13 protein-coding genes are annotated in these 13,018 nt (G+C 45.5%); 9 read left to right on the top strand and 4 right to left on the bottom strand.

The window, feature by feature from the left end:
* The first annotated feature begins 25 nt into the window (after positions 1 to 25).
* Both IQ270_RS02590 and IQ270_RS02585 read left to right on the top strand, forming a co-directional pair.
* On the top strand, positions 26 to 391 hold the full coding sequence (locus tag IQ270_RS02590; RefSeq protein WP_193971682.1) for a four helix bundle protein: 366 nt from the start codon (positions 26 to 28) through the stop codon (positions 389 to 391).
* 58 nt (positions 392 to 449) lie between these two features.
* Positions 450 to 1,124 carry an N-acetylmannosamine-6-phosphate 2-epimerase gene (locus tag IQ270_RS02585; protein ID WP_193971680.1) on the top strand — a complete coding sequence of 225 codons (675 nt, stop codon included), beginning with the start codon at positions 450 to 452 and terminating at the stop codon, positions 1,122 to 1,124.
* A 290-nt stretch (positions 1,125 to 1,414) separates the two neighbouring features.
* Here the strand turns inward: IQ270_RS02585 and IQ270_RS02580 are convergent, their stop codons facing one another.
* Complete coding sequence (locus IQ270_RS02580; protein ID WP_193971678.1) at positions 1,415 to 1,774, bottom strand: phage holin family protein; 360 nt, start codon at positions 1,772 to 1,774, stop codon at positions 1,415 to 1,417.
* A 214-nt stretch (positions 1,775 to 1,988) separates the two neighbouring features.
* On the opposite strand from IQ270_RS02580, the gene mrdA reads away from it, so the two are divergent.
* Positions 1,989 to 3,803, top strand: coding sequence for a penicillin-binding protein 2 (gene mrdA, locus IQ270_RS02575; RefSeq protein ID WP_193971676.1), 1,815 nt, complete (start codon positions 1,989 to 1,991; stop codon positions 3,801 to 3,803).
* A 252-nt stretch (positions 3,804 to 4,055) separates the two neighbouring features.
* Here the strand turns inward: mrdA and IQ270_RS02570 are convergent, their stop codons facing one another.
* Positions 4,056 to 5,075 (bottom strand): hypothetical protein, encoded by a 1,020-nt coding sequence (locus IQ270_RS02570; RefSeq protein ID WP_193971674.1) that lies wholly within the window; start codon positions 5,073 to 5,075, stop codon positions 4,056 to 4,058.
* A gap of 102 nt (positions 5,076 to 5,177) precedes the next feature.
* On the opposite strand from IQ270_RS02570, the gene IQ270_RS02565 reads away from it, so the two are divergent.
* Positions 5,178 to 6,113, top strand: coding sequence for a metallophosphoesterase (locus IQ270_RS02565; protein WP_193971672.1), 936 nt, complete (start codon positions 5,178 to 5,180; stop codon positions 6,111 to 6,113).
* A gap of 27 nt (positions 6,114 to 6,140) precedes the next feature.
* A complete protein-coding gene (locus tag IQ270_RS02560; protein ID WP_193971670.1) occupies positions 6,141 to 6,623 on the top strand; it encodes a PD-(D/E)XK nuclease superfamily protein in 483 nt (160 codons plus the stop codon).
* 823 nt (positions 6,624 to 7,446) lie between these two features.
* Here IQ270_RS02560 and IQ270_RS02555 read toward each other — a convergent pair.
* A complete protein-coding gene (locus IQ270_RS02555) occupies positions 7,447 to 8,322 on the bottom strand; it encodes a DNA adenine methylase (RefSeq protein WP_193971668.1) in 876 nt (291 codons plus the stop codon).
* A gap of 271 nt (positions 8,323 to 8,593) precedes the next feature.
* Here IQ270_RS02555 and IQ270_RS02550 point away from each other — a divergent pair, with 271 nt between their 5' ends.
* From IQ270_RS02550 to IQ270_RS02540, 3 genes are all read left to right on the top strand, one after another.
* Positions 8,594 to 8,797, top strand: a complete 204-nt coding sequence (locus IQ270_RS02550; RefSeq protein WP_193971666.1) for a DUF751 family protein — start codon at positions 8,594 to 8,596, stop codon at positions 8,795 to 8,797.
* Positions 8,798 to 9,203: 406 nt separating this feature from the next.
* Positions 9,204 to 9,596, top strand: a complete 393-nt coding sequence (locus tag IQ270_RS02545; protein WP_193971663.1) for a PadR family transcriptional regulator — start codon at positions 9,204 to 9,206, stop codon at positions 9,594 to 9,596.
* Between the two features lie 322 nt (positions 9,597 to 9,918).
* On the top strand, positions 9,919 to 10,455 hold the full coding sequence (locus IQ270_RS02540) for a cofactor assembly of complex C subunit B (protein ID WP_193971661.1): 537 nt from the start codon (positions 9,919 to 9,921) through the stop codon (positions 10,453 to 10,455).
* Between the two features lie 461 nt (positions 10,456 to 10,916).
* On the opposite strand, the gene IQ270_RS02535 is transcribed toward IQ270_RS02540, so the two are convergent.
* Positions 10,917 to 11,240 carry a DUF3155 domain-containing protein gene (locus tag IQ270_RS02535; protein WP_193971659.1) on the bottom strand — a complete coding sequence of 108 codons (324 nt, stop codon included), beginning with the start codon at positions 11,238 to 11,240 and terminating at the stop codon, positions 10,917 to 10,919.
* Between the two features lie 394 nt (positions 11,241 to 11,634).
* Between IQ270_RS02535 and IQ270_RS02530 the strand changes: the two genes are divergently transcribed.
* A complete protein-coding gene (locus tag IQ270_RS02530; RefSeq protein ID WP_228056023.1) occupies positions 11,635 to 13,008 on the top strand; it encodes a HAMP domain-containing sensor histidine kinase in 1,374 nt (457 codons plus the stop codon).
* Positions 13,009 to 13,018 lie beyond the last annotated feature (10 nt).

The following is a 13,018-nucleotide window of genomic DNA, read 5'->3' as shown; positions in this document are numbered from 1 at the left end:
ATATAATTGAGTTTTTGAGATAATTATGGGAAGACCTGATTTTGAGGAATTAGAGGTTTATAAGTTGGCGGAAAGTTTGGCGAATCAGATTTGGGAGATTGTTAAAAAATGGGATTACTTCACAAAAGATACGATGGGCAAACAGATCGTTCGGTCTGCTGATAGTGTCTGTGCTAATATTACTGAAGGAAAAGGTCGTTATAATGATAAAGATAATCGGGGTTTTGTAAAAATTGCGAGAGGCTCTTTGTACGAAACAGTAAACTGGTTAAGATTAGCCGATGCTAGACAACTTATCACAAGCGAAGAAGTAAGCAAATTTAAACCAATTGTCGATAAGTTACTACCAAAACTTAACGCTTATTTGAGTTCAATAGGACACAGGGAATAAATTAAAAAAAAATCCCCATTCCCAATTCTCAATCCCCAATCCCCAATCCCCAATTCCCATGATTAATTGTCAAATTCCTACAGGATTAATTGTTTCTTGTCAAGCACCTGCTGATTCGCCGCTGCACGATCCGATCGCGATCGCGGCAATGGCTCGCGCCGCTGTCAATCGAGGTGCTGCCGGGGTGCGGATTGATTCTCCCGATCACGTTGCGGCGGTGCGAAAACAGGTATCTGCTCCAATAATTGGGATTTGGAAGCGGCAATTGCCGGGATGCGAGATTTACATTACTCCTCGGTTTGAAGACGCGCGGGCGATCGCCACTTCAGGAGCCGATATTATCGCCGTTGACGCGACTTTGCGAAACCGTCCTGCCGGCGAAGAGTTAAAAACCTTAATCGCGCGAATTCACAGCGAATTAGGGAAGTTGGTGATGGCGGATGTCGATACAATCGAAGCCGCAATCGCGGCTGCCGAAGCTGGTGCAGATACTGTCGCAACTACTCTTTTTGGCTACACTCCCCAGACGCAAAGTTTCTCGCCGCCCGGATTTGATTTGCTCGCCCAAATGGTAGAAAAGCTTAAGGTTCCGGTTATCTGCGAAGGCGGGATCGCAGCACCCTTAATGGCTAAAAAAGCATTGGATTTAGGAGCGGCGGCTGTGGTTGTCGGCACAGATATTACTGGAATTGATCTCAAGGTGACAGCCTATAAGTCGGTGATTGGGAAGTAAGAAGTCAGTAGTCATTAGTCATTAGTCATCAGGAAGAAGTCAGTAGTCATTTTAGCCGCAGGCTAGTCATTAGTCATCAGGAAGAAGTCAGTAGTCAGTAGTCATTTCAGCCGAAGCTCGAAGCCGAAGGCTAGTCATTAGTCATTAGGAAGAAGGAAGAGGGCAGAAAGAACAAAGAAGAAGAAACAAGGAATATTTCGCGATTGAAATCGGTTCTAGAGAAACGAAACGCCCAAGGTAAGGTGTGGAAATATCGGGCGATTTCAATCGCCCTTTTTCTGGGGAAATTGCTAAATCAGCGCGCCGTTGATAAAGCTGCTAACTGCTGCCAAGGCGATCGCCCCCAATACCGCGCTCCACACACCCATCCGCAAGCGAAATCCTTCAACTAGCTTCGCAGCAGAGGCAAAAACGATCGCGTTCATTACAAAAGCAAACGCACCCGAAAGCAATCCCAGCGTCAGCAAGTTCGGCACAAAAAAAACTGCTTTCAAAAGTGGCAAGATTAAAACATTCAAAAGTCCCAAAACAGCAGCGGAAATTACTGCTTTCGGTGTGCTGTCAATTTCCACGCCGATCGGCAGTTGAGAAATTAGCAGCAAGCTACTGCCCGTCACCAGCCAAGCAATCAAAAAATCGATCGGTTCCACAGCGCCTGTACCTCCTTAACATTTGAATTGTCACAAAAAGATGATATTTAAAATCTACTTTAATCACAAAATCTGCGAGATTGGTCTGCCAATCGGCAGATTTTATGTCTGTCACTAAAGAGTGAGAAGTTATAATTGTTGCATCTTTCGCCAAATAATCCGGATGGCAACCGTCCCTACCTGTTAGTTGGATAAAAAGAGCAGATTAATTAATATGGCTGGCGATTTTTCTTTTAACTCTCAAGTCCGATTCGACAAAAATGGCTTCGATAATCCAGCGCGGCAGCGCAGCCGATCGTTCCAAGTGATGGTTTTTATGCTGCTAGTCACTACTTTGGTGACGCTGCCGATATTTCGTCTCGCCGAACTGCAACTGGTACAAGGAGCTTACAACCGACAGCGGGCTGAAAATAACCGCATTCGCCCTGTTTCGGTAGCAGCGAATCGCGGTCAAATTTTAGACCGCAACGGCAAAATTTTTGCCGCTAACCGCGTATCTCGATCGATCTATCTCTGGCCAAAAGAGCGATCGATCAAGGAGTGGCAAGAAGTCGCCGCTACACTCGGCCCAATCGTCAAACTTCCCGCAGCCGAAATCATCCAAAAAATCCAAGGAGTTGGCTACAGATCGGCCCTACCAGTGCGAATTAGTAAAAATATCGATGTCAGCACTTTCGTGGCCTTGGGAGAACAAGCTAATACTTTGCAGGGAGTTGAAATTCGCGCCGAATCGAGCCGAGACAATCCCAACCAGCAGTTAGCAGCTCACCTTTTGGGATACGTCGGCGAAGCTACTTTAGACGAATTAAAAGCTAATCCTACCTATCCAATGGGAATGATCGTCGGTCAGATGGGAGTTGAAAAATTAGCCAATAAAACTTTAGAAGGCGTTTGGGGAAACCGTTTGATCGAGGTGAATGCTAAGGGCGAGGAAATCCAAGATTTAGGTGTAAAAGATCCTGTTCCCGGCAAACCCGTGCAGCTAACTTTAGATTTAGATATGCAGAAAACTGCCGAAAAGGCTTTGGGCGATCGCCTGGGTGCAGTTGTGGCGATCGACGTGAAAACCGGAGCGCTTTTAACAATGGCGAGTTGGCCTACCTTTGACCCCAATATTTTCACCCGCAAAGTAACTCAAAAAGAATGGGATCGACTCCAAGGGCCAGAAAAACCATTTTTAAATCGGGCAGTTCAAGGCTATCCAGTCGGCAGCACTTTTAAAATTGTAACTTCTGTAGCCGGGATAGAGTCGGGCAAGTTTTCTCCTGACTCGACTTTGGGAACTTCTTCTTCAATTAACATCGGCGGAATTACCTTTAACGAACACAGCGGCGGTTACGGCGTTATCGGTTTCCGCGATGCTTTAGCCTACAGCAGCAATACGTTTTTCTATCAAGTAGGCATGGCTGCCGGCCCGGAACAAATGGCGAAATGGGCTAAAAAAATGGGCATTGGCGGTACTATTAATTTAGAGCTTTTGGGGTTAGATGCAGCCAATCACGGTCAAGTTCCGATCCCAGCAGAGAAACAGAAAATGTACGGGGAAGATTGGTACGTCGGCGATACGGTGACAATGGCGATCGGTCAGGGTTTGGTACTTTGTACTCCCCTAGAATTGGCAGTGATGGTGTCAACTATTGCTAACGGCGGTTATCGAGTTCAGCCGCATTTGTTGGCTTCTCAAACCAACACTCCTGTCACCAAAAAAATTCCCACAGGTATTAAGCCGGGAACTTTGAACGTAGTTCGCCAGGGATTGATTGACGTGGTGAAAAAAGGTACTGGTAAACGCATGAATGACGGTACTATTCCTTTAAGTGCTGGTAAAACTGGAACTGTGGAAATGCCCGGTCATCCTGACAATTCTATGTATGTAGGTTTTGCTCCCGCTGACAAGCCGGAAGTGGCGATCGCAGTTATTGTTGAAGGCGGTGGATTTGGTTCTGTTTCGGCGGCACCAATTGCTCAAGAGGTATTTAGAACCTATTTCAAAAAACAGGGTTTTAAACCTACTAATAAGCCTTTCTAGTCATTAGTTAATTGTTGACTGTTGACTGTTCGCATTTTGTTACAGCGCATTTCAGCTCGGCTCTCCTGAACTTGTGGCTATAACTTCATCTAATCTTTGGTAATAGGTAATAGGTAATGCGTAATAGATCCCGAATCTATCGCCAATTACCAATTACCCATTACCCCGCAGCCAAATATACATTCTCCCCCCAATATCCGAAAGATACCATCTGTGAGATATACTTACAGATAGCAAATTTTAAAATCTCATTTATCTCTCCAAAACAATCATTTCAGAACCAACAACCGGACTTCTAGCTATTAACTTACCTTCCAGATTCGCAATTTGTAACTTGCTGAAATCGAGTGAATTAGCTTGCTTCCACATTTTAGTCGCTAGCTGATTTTGCTCGACATCGCTGAGTTTGTACCAATCTTCAGCGACTTTCACCGTCAAAATGCTGCTCGAAAAATTAGCTTCCACAGACTTAACTAAACCGCCGCCAAGTCGATCGGTAATTTCAGTAACTTGATTTTGAATTCCAGCAATCAGAGACTGTTCTGGCGTCAGCGGCGGCGGGATAATTTCTACAGTTTGCGGTTTTTGCGGAGCAACTAAATCGGGCAACTTGCTTTTGAATTTAGCGGGTGTTGGCTCAGAATTTGCGATCGCCTCTGGTGATTTTGCTGTGTCTGGCAAAAAATCTCCAAAGGTAGGCGGGGGCGACTGCGGCGCTGCTGTCAAAGGTGCTGTTGCTAGTTTTTCCGGCGGTTTTGCTGAGAAACTGTTGAAAGTTAAACCGACTGCAACGATTAGAATTGCTGCTAAGGAGGCGTTTAAAATTGGATCGGACAGCTTGGCGTTTGCAGATGGCGGTAGCAAATCGCGCACTAACCGCACAATACTCTTCCAAAGTACACCGACTTTCTCTAAAAAACCGCCGCCTGCAGGTTTTGATACAGGCTTTTTATCGGATTTTACTGCCGCTTTTGGCGGGAGAACGCTTTTAACTTCCGCAGCAACAGCCCCAGGAATTACTGTTGCTGAGTCAGCAGCGGTGGGCGCGATCGGCTTTTGGGGCTGCAACGGCGCTTCTGCTGCTACATTTTTCCCCTTTTTTCCCAAATTCCGAATTGAGAACATCAAAGCTTTGATTTTCTCATTTTTGCCCCCAGGGCCGGTTTTTTGAGCTTGGCTGGTTGTGGCGGCAGACTTTGGCGCCGAGTCAACCTCCGCTTTCGGAGATTGAGACGCTTCTGGAGTTGGTTGGTTTAGTGGTTTTTCTGACATTTTCTTTACCTTGGAGCCCTGCAAATATATCTAAACAAGATAAATTTTAGTTGAGCCATCTCAACCTTAATTTATCATTTTATTAGTTCTAACTGAATCATCATGAGCATTAAACGCCGTCACTTTCTAGTTTTAGCCAGTCTCAGCAGCTTAGGTTTTACTGGAGTCTGGAAAATGCTTCAGCTTCGGACTTCCTGGGGTAAAGACGCGAATGCTGCTGTACCTTCTAATGTTGAGGGCCAAAGGACGATCGTCCAATTGCCGGCCTCACCGCCTATTTTACGCTTTATTTCGATCGCAGACACGGGTACCGGTGCCGAAGGTCAGTATGCCGTAGCTGAGGCGATGGCCCAGTATCACCGGGAAAACCCTTTTAATGTTGCTGTTCTCGCCGGCGACAATATCTACAATAACGGCGAAATTGAAAAAATTAATGCTGTTTTTGAGCGGCCTTATCAGCCATTATTGCAGCAAGGCGTAAAATTTTATGCTTGTCTGGGAAATCACGACATCCGCACTGCTAACGGCGACCCGCAAGTTAAATATGCGGGTTTTAATATGCAAGGCCGCTACTATACTTTTCGGCGCGATCCGGTACAGTTTTTTGCCTTAGATACCAATCACAATGCTGATTGGAAAAATCAGCTTGTTTGGCTGGAAAAAGAGTTGAGTCAGAGCACCGCACCCTGGAAAGTTGTATTCGGTCACCATCAGATTTATTCTTCTGGCATCTACGGATTGAATCAACCTTTTATTGACACTTTGAAGCCTTTGTTTCAAAAGTACGGCGTGCAGCTTTATATCAACGGACACGAACACAGTTACGAACGCACCCGATCGATTGACGGTACGACTTATTTAATTTGCGGGGCCGGCGGCGGTACTCGTCCGGTGGGGCGTTCTGAGTGGACGGAGTATTCTGCTAGCCTCCTGAGTTTTGCGACGTTTGATGTCTATCAAGACCGGATGTTTGTCAGTTGTATCGGTACTGACAAGCGGGTTTTTGATAGAGGAATGATTCAAGTGCGATCGACTTAATTCACATTATATTTAGGAGCCAACAATATGAATAGGGGTTGTAGAGCCAATAAAACGGGTTTTGTTTTGGAAACAACTGTAGAAGGTACGTTGAGAGGTCACGGATATCTCGAAATATGTCCCGAGTTGCCGAAAAAGCGCAAGCGAGATTGGCTCTTACTCTCCACAACAAATCCCAAGCGATATGCTAAACAGGTTTATATCGGTTCTAGCATTTACGAAACTGAAATAAATGTCGATTTTTATATTGTTGGTTCTGGTTCGTTTCCTCTCGGTCTAATTGTTGAATGCAAGTGGCAAGAAGATAAAGGTTCAGTTGATGAGAAGTATCCTTACCTCAATTTAAATATTAAAAATTGTTATCGAGTGCCGACTATTGTGATCGTGGGCGGTGACGGTATGAGGCAAGGTTCGATCGACTGGTTTAAAAAACAAATTCCCGACAATCAAAATCTTTTGGGAGTTTACAAGCTGGAAGGCTTTATTACTTGGGCTAACAAACATTTATAATTAGGAATTACGCATTAATCTTTGTCCGTGACCGATCGCGATCGCCTTTTCGAGCTTCCCTACACTTGCATTTTTTCGGGAAACTGCTATGATTCACGGTAGCGCAGCATTTTGATATTTTTATTTATAAAACTTTTAAAAAAAAACTCTTTTTTTTTCGGGTTTATAGCTTGACTGCGATCGTTTTTAGAAGTATAATCTAATAATGGGAATAGTGACAAAAATAAAAATTATGTTACCAGTCCCATTATCTAATAATATAACGCCAAACTCAAGAAAAATCAATAGGTAATTGTTCCTTTTTTTCGCCGATTACTGACTCCTGACAGGCGAGAAACCCGGTTTCGGGGAGTTTTAAGTTGAGTAACGATAAATATACGAAGAAACCGGGTTGATGAGGTCATATCAATTCCGGTTGCACTTTTGTTGATGTTGACGGCGTTGACGGTTGGCTGCTGACTGCTAAGAAGAGCCCGCACTCACAGGCACCGCCCCTACCTGTTGACTGTTGAGAGCTCGCTGTTTGAACCATAGACTGTCAATTAAATAATGTACACATAATTGTGGGATGGGCGGGAGAGCCCATCCCACAAGAACAATAAAGATGGTAAGTTATGTAATTCTCATTCCTTAATCAAATTTTGGGACGATGCTCGCGTGTCATCCCACAAGAAAAAAAGATTTTTATCGGACGTTGCTCTCAGCATCGTCCTAACTATCTAACTATTTTTGCAATTACGTCTAATACCGATGCAACCAGAAATGATATCACGAGTTGCCCGTACAAAATATGTTTAGGTAGAGACTTTGGTTAACTGCTTATTTAAACTGAAACTATTAATAATTCTTTGACTTTGCCGCGCTTGTCACTATTAGAATTTATTCCCCGAGATGCTGATATTTCAATTAGTTTGGGAATCGTGTTTTTAGGAAAAACTTGACTGTCGCTGTATATTTCTTTGATAAAATCGCAGTTAGAATTAGACAGCATAATTTTGACGCCCCGTTGGGCAAGCTCTGCAAAAACATCTCTCAGTTTAAGCTGTTCGGATTCTTTGAAATTATCCCGGTTGTAGGCGGTGAAGTTACTGGTGGCACTGATCGGATAATAGGGCGGATCGAAATAAACAAAGTCTTCGCTGCTTTTAGCAAAATCCAGCACTAAATCGAATTTTCTTACTTCAATTTTAGCGGTGGCGAGTAAAGATGAGACCGATCGCAATAAATCTGGTTTACAGATGTTAGGATTTTTGTATCTGCCTGCGGGAACATTAAATTGACCTTTAGAGTTTTCCCTGTAGAGGCCGTTGTAACAAGTTTTATTGAGGTAAATCAGGCGTGCTGCTTTTTCTGTATCTTTTTTGTAGGAGCGCGATCGCACCCAGTAATAATACTCTTTATTGTCCTTGGCGTGTTCTAACTGATGCTCCTCTAAAAGTAGAATCAGCTCCTCAACTCGCTCCCTGACGCAGCAATAGGCATTGATCAACTCAAGATTAACATCTGTTAACACAGCTTGCAAAGAAGGGTGCTGTTGTGCTAAGTAAAAAAATACAGCTCCGCCGCCCAAAAAAGGCTCGTAGTAAGTTGTGAACTTTTTAGGAAAATAAGGTTGATATTGTTCAATCAACCTAGTTTTGCCTCCAGCCCATTTCAGAAATGGACGCGGCAAGACTGGAAAAGGTGCGGAAGCAGACATTTATCGAGAAATAACAGCCTTATAATATCTATCACAACTAGAACTCAATATAAATACTTCTGAATTGGTCACCGGATGTGCCTAGGCATTCAACAGACAGCGCTCGATCAACCAAAAGTTTTCGTTAGAATTATATATGTCAGCATCGCCGACAAAAATGCCCGATCGCCCGAGGAGGCAGATTTAGCTGCGGCTGTGCCAAAATTGTCAAACTCGCTCACAAGTGTTACCAGTCAAAGATCGAGCTGTAACACTTTACCCAACCAAGCTCATGCAAGATTTCATTAATAACATCTCTCGCTACCCCCGTTTTTTCATTACGATATGTTTGGGAATTTTCTTTTTTCTGTTCGAGCGACTCAGACCTTTGCTCGATCGACCCGCAACAGCGATCGCCCTGATTACTTCGATTGTAGCGACTTTTGTTTTTCTAACTTTTACACTGCGTGCCATGTTAGGTCTCAGTCCGGTTTAAAGGCAAAGTTTTTGCCCCAAAAAGCCGGCATACTCTGACAATCTACAGCGCACAACCAAGACAAAATAAGGGTTTGGGGAAGTTGGTAATTCTCAGCTTCCTTTAAAACACCAACTCCGAAATTAGCTGCAATTCGCCCGCGGCGATCGCACACTTGACAAGAGTCGCTGCGATAGATTGGAAGAGGAAGAAAGTTAAGCTAGTTGTCAGCGCTCCTCAACCTTGATCCACGCCAACATTACCGAAGTGCAAAACAAGCGTTTGGGGCGAGCGACACAACGCCGGGAAATACTGCACCTGTGTTTCCCTCCATTCCCAGTTAATCATTAGGAAGCGGCACACCCCGCCCCGCTTTCCTCTCCCGTTAACCTGACGGTATCACGAGAGTTTCTAGCGGACAAGACAGATGAAATTTGAACACATCTATCAATTTTTTCAAGACCCCCCTCCTGTTTATCTAAACAAGGAACTAGCAGTGTGCTACATTCTCTCGGTGTTATTGCGCGGAGATTCCTACGGTACAGAACTCATCGGCCAATTAGAAAGGGAATTCCCCATCTACCGGCTTTCTGATACCGTCCTCTACAGCGCTCTGAAATTCCTTGAAGATGAAGCCGTAATCACCGGTTACTGGAAAAAAGTAGAAGGACGCGGCCGCCCCCGCCGGATGTATCAAATCCTCCCCGAATGGCGGCACCAAGCTCAAGACCTGGCTCGTCTCTGGCACGAGTACATCGGTCAGGGTAACGGCGCTTCTGGGCTCCGGCCCCGCGCCTTAGAAACTGGTCACACGGGTTAACACAGTTTAAATCGGATGCCTAAACCATTGAAATGCTGGCGCTACTAGCAAAGCGATTTGCCCGATTGCCTTGGCTGATGCTTCTGGCATCGCCGCACAGCGATTAGAGCAGCTACACTACGTCAGGACTTACGCATTGTCACTTGAGAATTAGGGATGATGGGGAGATATGCAAAGAAATGTGATGGCGAGAAAAACGCCTTGCTGTAAAGCTTGTTGGGAATTTTGGCAAGTAAGTGTCTGCGTAAGTCCTCGATCGCTTTTGTATGTAAAGTTCTGTAAAGTAATAGTAGATCGTTTCAATTGCACAAAACTTGTACCGATGGATACTACTGTTCTTTCTTCAACGTTCACGATTACCCTGCTGCTTGCTGTTGGCTTGTTTTTCTTCATCAAGGCCTCAGTCAAAGATAGAATCGAACAAGTCAAGCTGGCTTCTGAGAGCGCCCAAGAGTCACTGTTAACCCAGCTACAAGAATATTTTGCTTCTAGGGCTTACCGAGTTGCAGCCGTCGATGCCCCCAACTATAAAGTCACTTTTGAAGGTTTTGTGCGCCCTAGTTGGTTTTTAGCTATTTTTTTAACTTTGCTGAGTGCAGGTGGCACTCTCTGCTTGGGACTGGTTTTGGGAATGCTAGTTCCCCAGCAAGGTCAAATTTTTCTAGCTTTGGTACTGCTGTCACCGCTGGCGGGAGTATTTTACTGGAAAAAAGCTGGACGCTCGGAGCAAGTTTCCCTTAAACTCGAATCAGTTGCTGAGTCTGGAAGCCAAACTAAGAGCCTGGTTACTGTCAGAGCTCACCGCGATGAACTAGCAGCTATGCAAAAAGCTTTAGATTTGAAACCGCTGTTTGATTAAAAGTTGGGTGTGGAACGTTTTTTGATATGCTAAATGCCGTGCTTCAACTTTGAGCAGACAAACCGATGAATCCCCGTGGCTCTCTCGTTTGCTGTTTGCTCGATCGACCAAACACTTGCTCGATTTTAGATTGGGGCATTGAAGATTTGAGATTTATGCTAAAGATGAATCTGGGAGCTTTAATTTTCGTCTAAAATTTGGGGCAGCGACAGCCCTGCCGAGATTGTATCCGTTTTTGGGCGAATCTCAAAAAACCATTATCGTGAGAGTGCGCGCTGTGGCGATCGCCCCTAGCAGGCGAGCTATCCTGTTGCGATGGCGCCTTATACCCTAGTTCTTATTTTTTAAGGACTTTTCGCGTAAATTTCAGTCAGCACTCTCCAGACAATGAGAACTCTCGCGCTTTTGTTAAAAGAGTTAGAAAAACATTGCTGTCAATGTTTAGAGCTAAACATTTTGCTCTATGCGCGACTGGCGGCCACCAGAGCAAGTTTTTCTGTGGCTGTTTCCAGCATTACCTTTAAGCTGGGAAACAAGAAATGGTTCTCTTCTACGTATTGGGCTCCGAACAAACCTTTTTCAGCCCAGAAGTATCTGTCGGTGGTATGCTCGTTACGCTTGACTAACAGTAAAGCGGGGGGAGCAATGCCTTCAGCATGGATGAACTTGCGAGCCGCTGTTACGGGTTTATCTTCGCCGCTCTCGATGCTATATTGAGGCACACACTCTAAAATTCTGCGTCCTTCTTGTCGGCGGCGACTCTTGCGTTTGCGTCTCCTGGCCAATTTCTTTACCTCCTCTGTGAGCAGACAGTATGAGCAGACAGGTTGTAATGATAGCTACCAAATCCGAGCCGAGTATATCCGTTCTAACTCCAAAAATCAACAGTTTTTAATATATCGACACACTGTGAAAATTCGTGCCGATCGACAAAAGTGCAGCGGTTGTGGTACGGTAGCCCGAAAGTTCAGGCAGCAGCTAGCTTCGGAATATGTGAAAACTGGAGCCGGATGCAGGACAATTTTTGTTCTTGAGAGCCGGATGCTTGGAACCTAGCAGCCTTCAATTAAAACGCAGAAACCTGAAATCTAGAAGTCTCCGAATCTGTAATCGGCGGCAAATTAGTTGTAGTTCACTTAAAATTCCGTTAGATATATTAATCATGCGGCGCTCATGTCAATGCCAGCCAGTTCAGAATTTGTCAAGCTTTGTCGATCGCAGGTGGCGATCGCAGTCAGTTTGGGAGCGACATTCAGCGCAGTATACTTGACACGAGAGCTGGTATCCGGGAGCGAGGCAAAGTTAGTGCCGATCGCAGTTTACCCCGAAACTTCAGTCGAATCACCAGAAAATGAGGAGTTGACGCTGCAATCGTCCGAAAGTTCGACAGCAAAACCCGTGCCGCGACGGCTGGCGGCGCCAGTTTTTGCTGTGGAAGAATCAACAGTGGGGGCGATCGCACCCGATCGGCTGCCCGGTGATGGGCGCCAAAACCAGTGTCAAGGCCCGGAGAATCTGTGGCAGCAGCGCCTGCAAATAGTGACGCCTATGATACACGAGGGTTCTGTAATGGGACTCCTGGTGTGCGGTAGGCAAGACAGGCCTTGGAACGATCGAGAGGAGGCGACGATGCAACAAATTGCTCGCACCTTAGCCCTGGCGTGCATTTTAGACCAGCGATCGCAGTGGATGCACCAGGAACTAAACTCGGTTCGGCAAATCCAGGCTCAGGTTTACGAGACGGTGCACAATTTGCTGCACCAGTTCAAAAGTCCGCTGACAGCGTTGCGAACTTTTGGTAAGCTGTTGGCGCGGCGGCTGGTACCGGAAGACAAAAACCGCAATGTGGCTTTCAGTATTGTCCGAGAGAGCGATCGGCTGCAAGAGTTGCTCAGTCAATTCGATCGCACCGTTGACACCGGCGAAGCAAATCTGAGACTCCCATCAGGCAATTCGGACAAAGCAATGTCCAACGTGGAATTAATCCAGCATTCTCCTCTGTCGCTGTCACCTGCGGCCAATTTGGCAGAATCCTGCTTTGTAGCAGAAGTCTTAAAACCGCTGTTAATTTCCGCTGTTGCGATCGCATCGGAAAGGCATCTGTCATTGGTAGCCGACATACCGGCAGATTTACCGCCAGTCTCGGCGAACGATCGAGCTTTGCGCGAAGTTTTGAGCAATTTAATTGACAATGCTTTGAAATATAGCCCCGCCGGCTGCCAAATTTATATTAAAGTAACAGCGAATGGCGATCGGGCAACACACCGCCCATCACCTGCGGTAGCAGTTGCAGTCAGCGACACAGGTGTCGGGATTCCTCCCCAGGATTTAGAGCATTTATTTGAGCGGCACTACCGGGGAGAAAAAGCGCATACTCAAATTCCCGGCACAGGATTGGGTTTGGCGATCGCCCGCGATTTAGTCCATCAAATGCAAGGAGAAATCGAAGTATTTTCCCCACTAAATCCCGAATGGCTGCCATCTGTGGAAACTCATTTATATCCAACCGACCACGGCACTACATTTGTACTTTGGCTGCCACTAAATCAGTAACTAAGCCTAT

It is taken from the genome of Microcoleus sp. LEGE 07076 (assembly GCF_015207455.1).
In the GTDB taxonomy this organism is placed as follows: Bacteria; Cyanobacteriota; Cyanobacteriia; order Cyanobacteriales; family Microcoleaceae; genus Microcoleus.
The sequence above is the reverse complement of the archived record's forward strand: the minus strand, read 5'-3'. Positions and strand labels throughout refer to the sequence as shown.

Excerpts from the sequence above, each read along its gene's own strand:
- IQ270_RS02560 (WP_193971670.1), top strand. The coding sequence starts at position 6,141 with ATGAATAGGGGTTGTAGAGCCAATAAAACGGGTTTTGTTTTGGAAACA.
- IQ270_RS02530 (WP_228056023.1), top strand. The coding sequence starts at position 11,635 with ATGCCAGCCAGTTCAGAATTTGTCAAGCTTTGTCGATCGCAGGTGGCG.
- IQ270_RS02545 (WP_193971663.1), top strand. The coding sequence starts at position 9,204 with ATGAAATTTGAACACATCTATCAATTTTTTCAAGACCCCCCTCCTGTT.
- IQ270_RS02570 (WP_193971674.1), bottom strand. The coding sequence starts at position 5,075 with ATGTCAGAAAAACCACTAAACCAACCAACTCCAGAAGCGTCTCAATCT.
- IQ270_RS02565 (WP_193971672.1), top strand. The coding sequence starts at position 5,178 with ATGAGCATTAAACGCCGTCACTTTCTAGTTTTAGCCAGTCTCAGCAGC.
- IQ270_RS02585 (WP_193971680.1), top strand. The coding sequence starts at position 450 with ATGATTAATTGTCAAATTCCTACAGGATTAATTGTTTCTTGTCAAGCA.
- IQ270_RS02550 (WP_193971666.1), top strand. The coding sequence starts at position 8,594 with ATGCAAGATTTCATTAATAACATCTCTCGCTACCCCCGTTTTTTCATT.
- IQ270_RS02590 (WP_193971682.1), top strand. The coding sequence starts at position 26 with ATGGGAAGACCTGATTTTGAGGAATTAGAGGTTTATAAGTTGGCGGAA.
- IQ270_RS02540 (WP_193971661.1), top strand. The coding sequence starts at position 9,919 with ATGGATACTACTGTTCTTTCTTCAACGTTCACGATTACCCTGCTGCTT.
- mrdA (WP_193971676.1), top strand. The coding sequence starts at position 1,989 with ATGGCTGGCGATTTTTCTTTTAACTCTCAAGTCCGATTCGACAAAAAT.
- IQ270_RS02555 (WP_193971668.1), bottom strand. The coding sequence starts at position 8,322 with ATGTCTGCTTCCGCACCTTTTCCAGTCTTGCCGCGTCCATTTCTGAAA.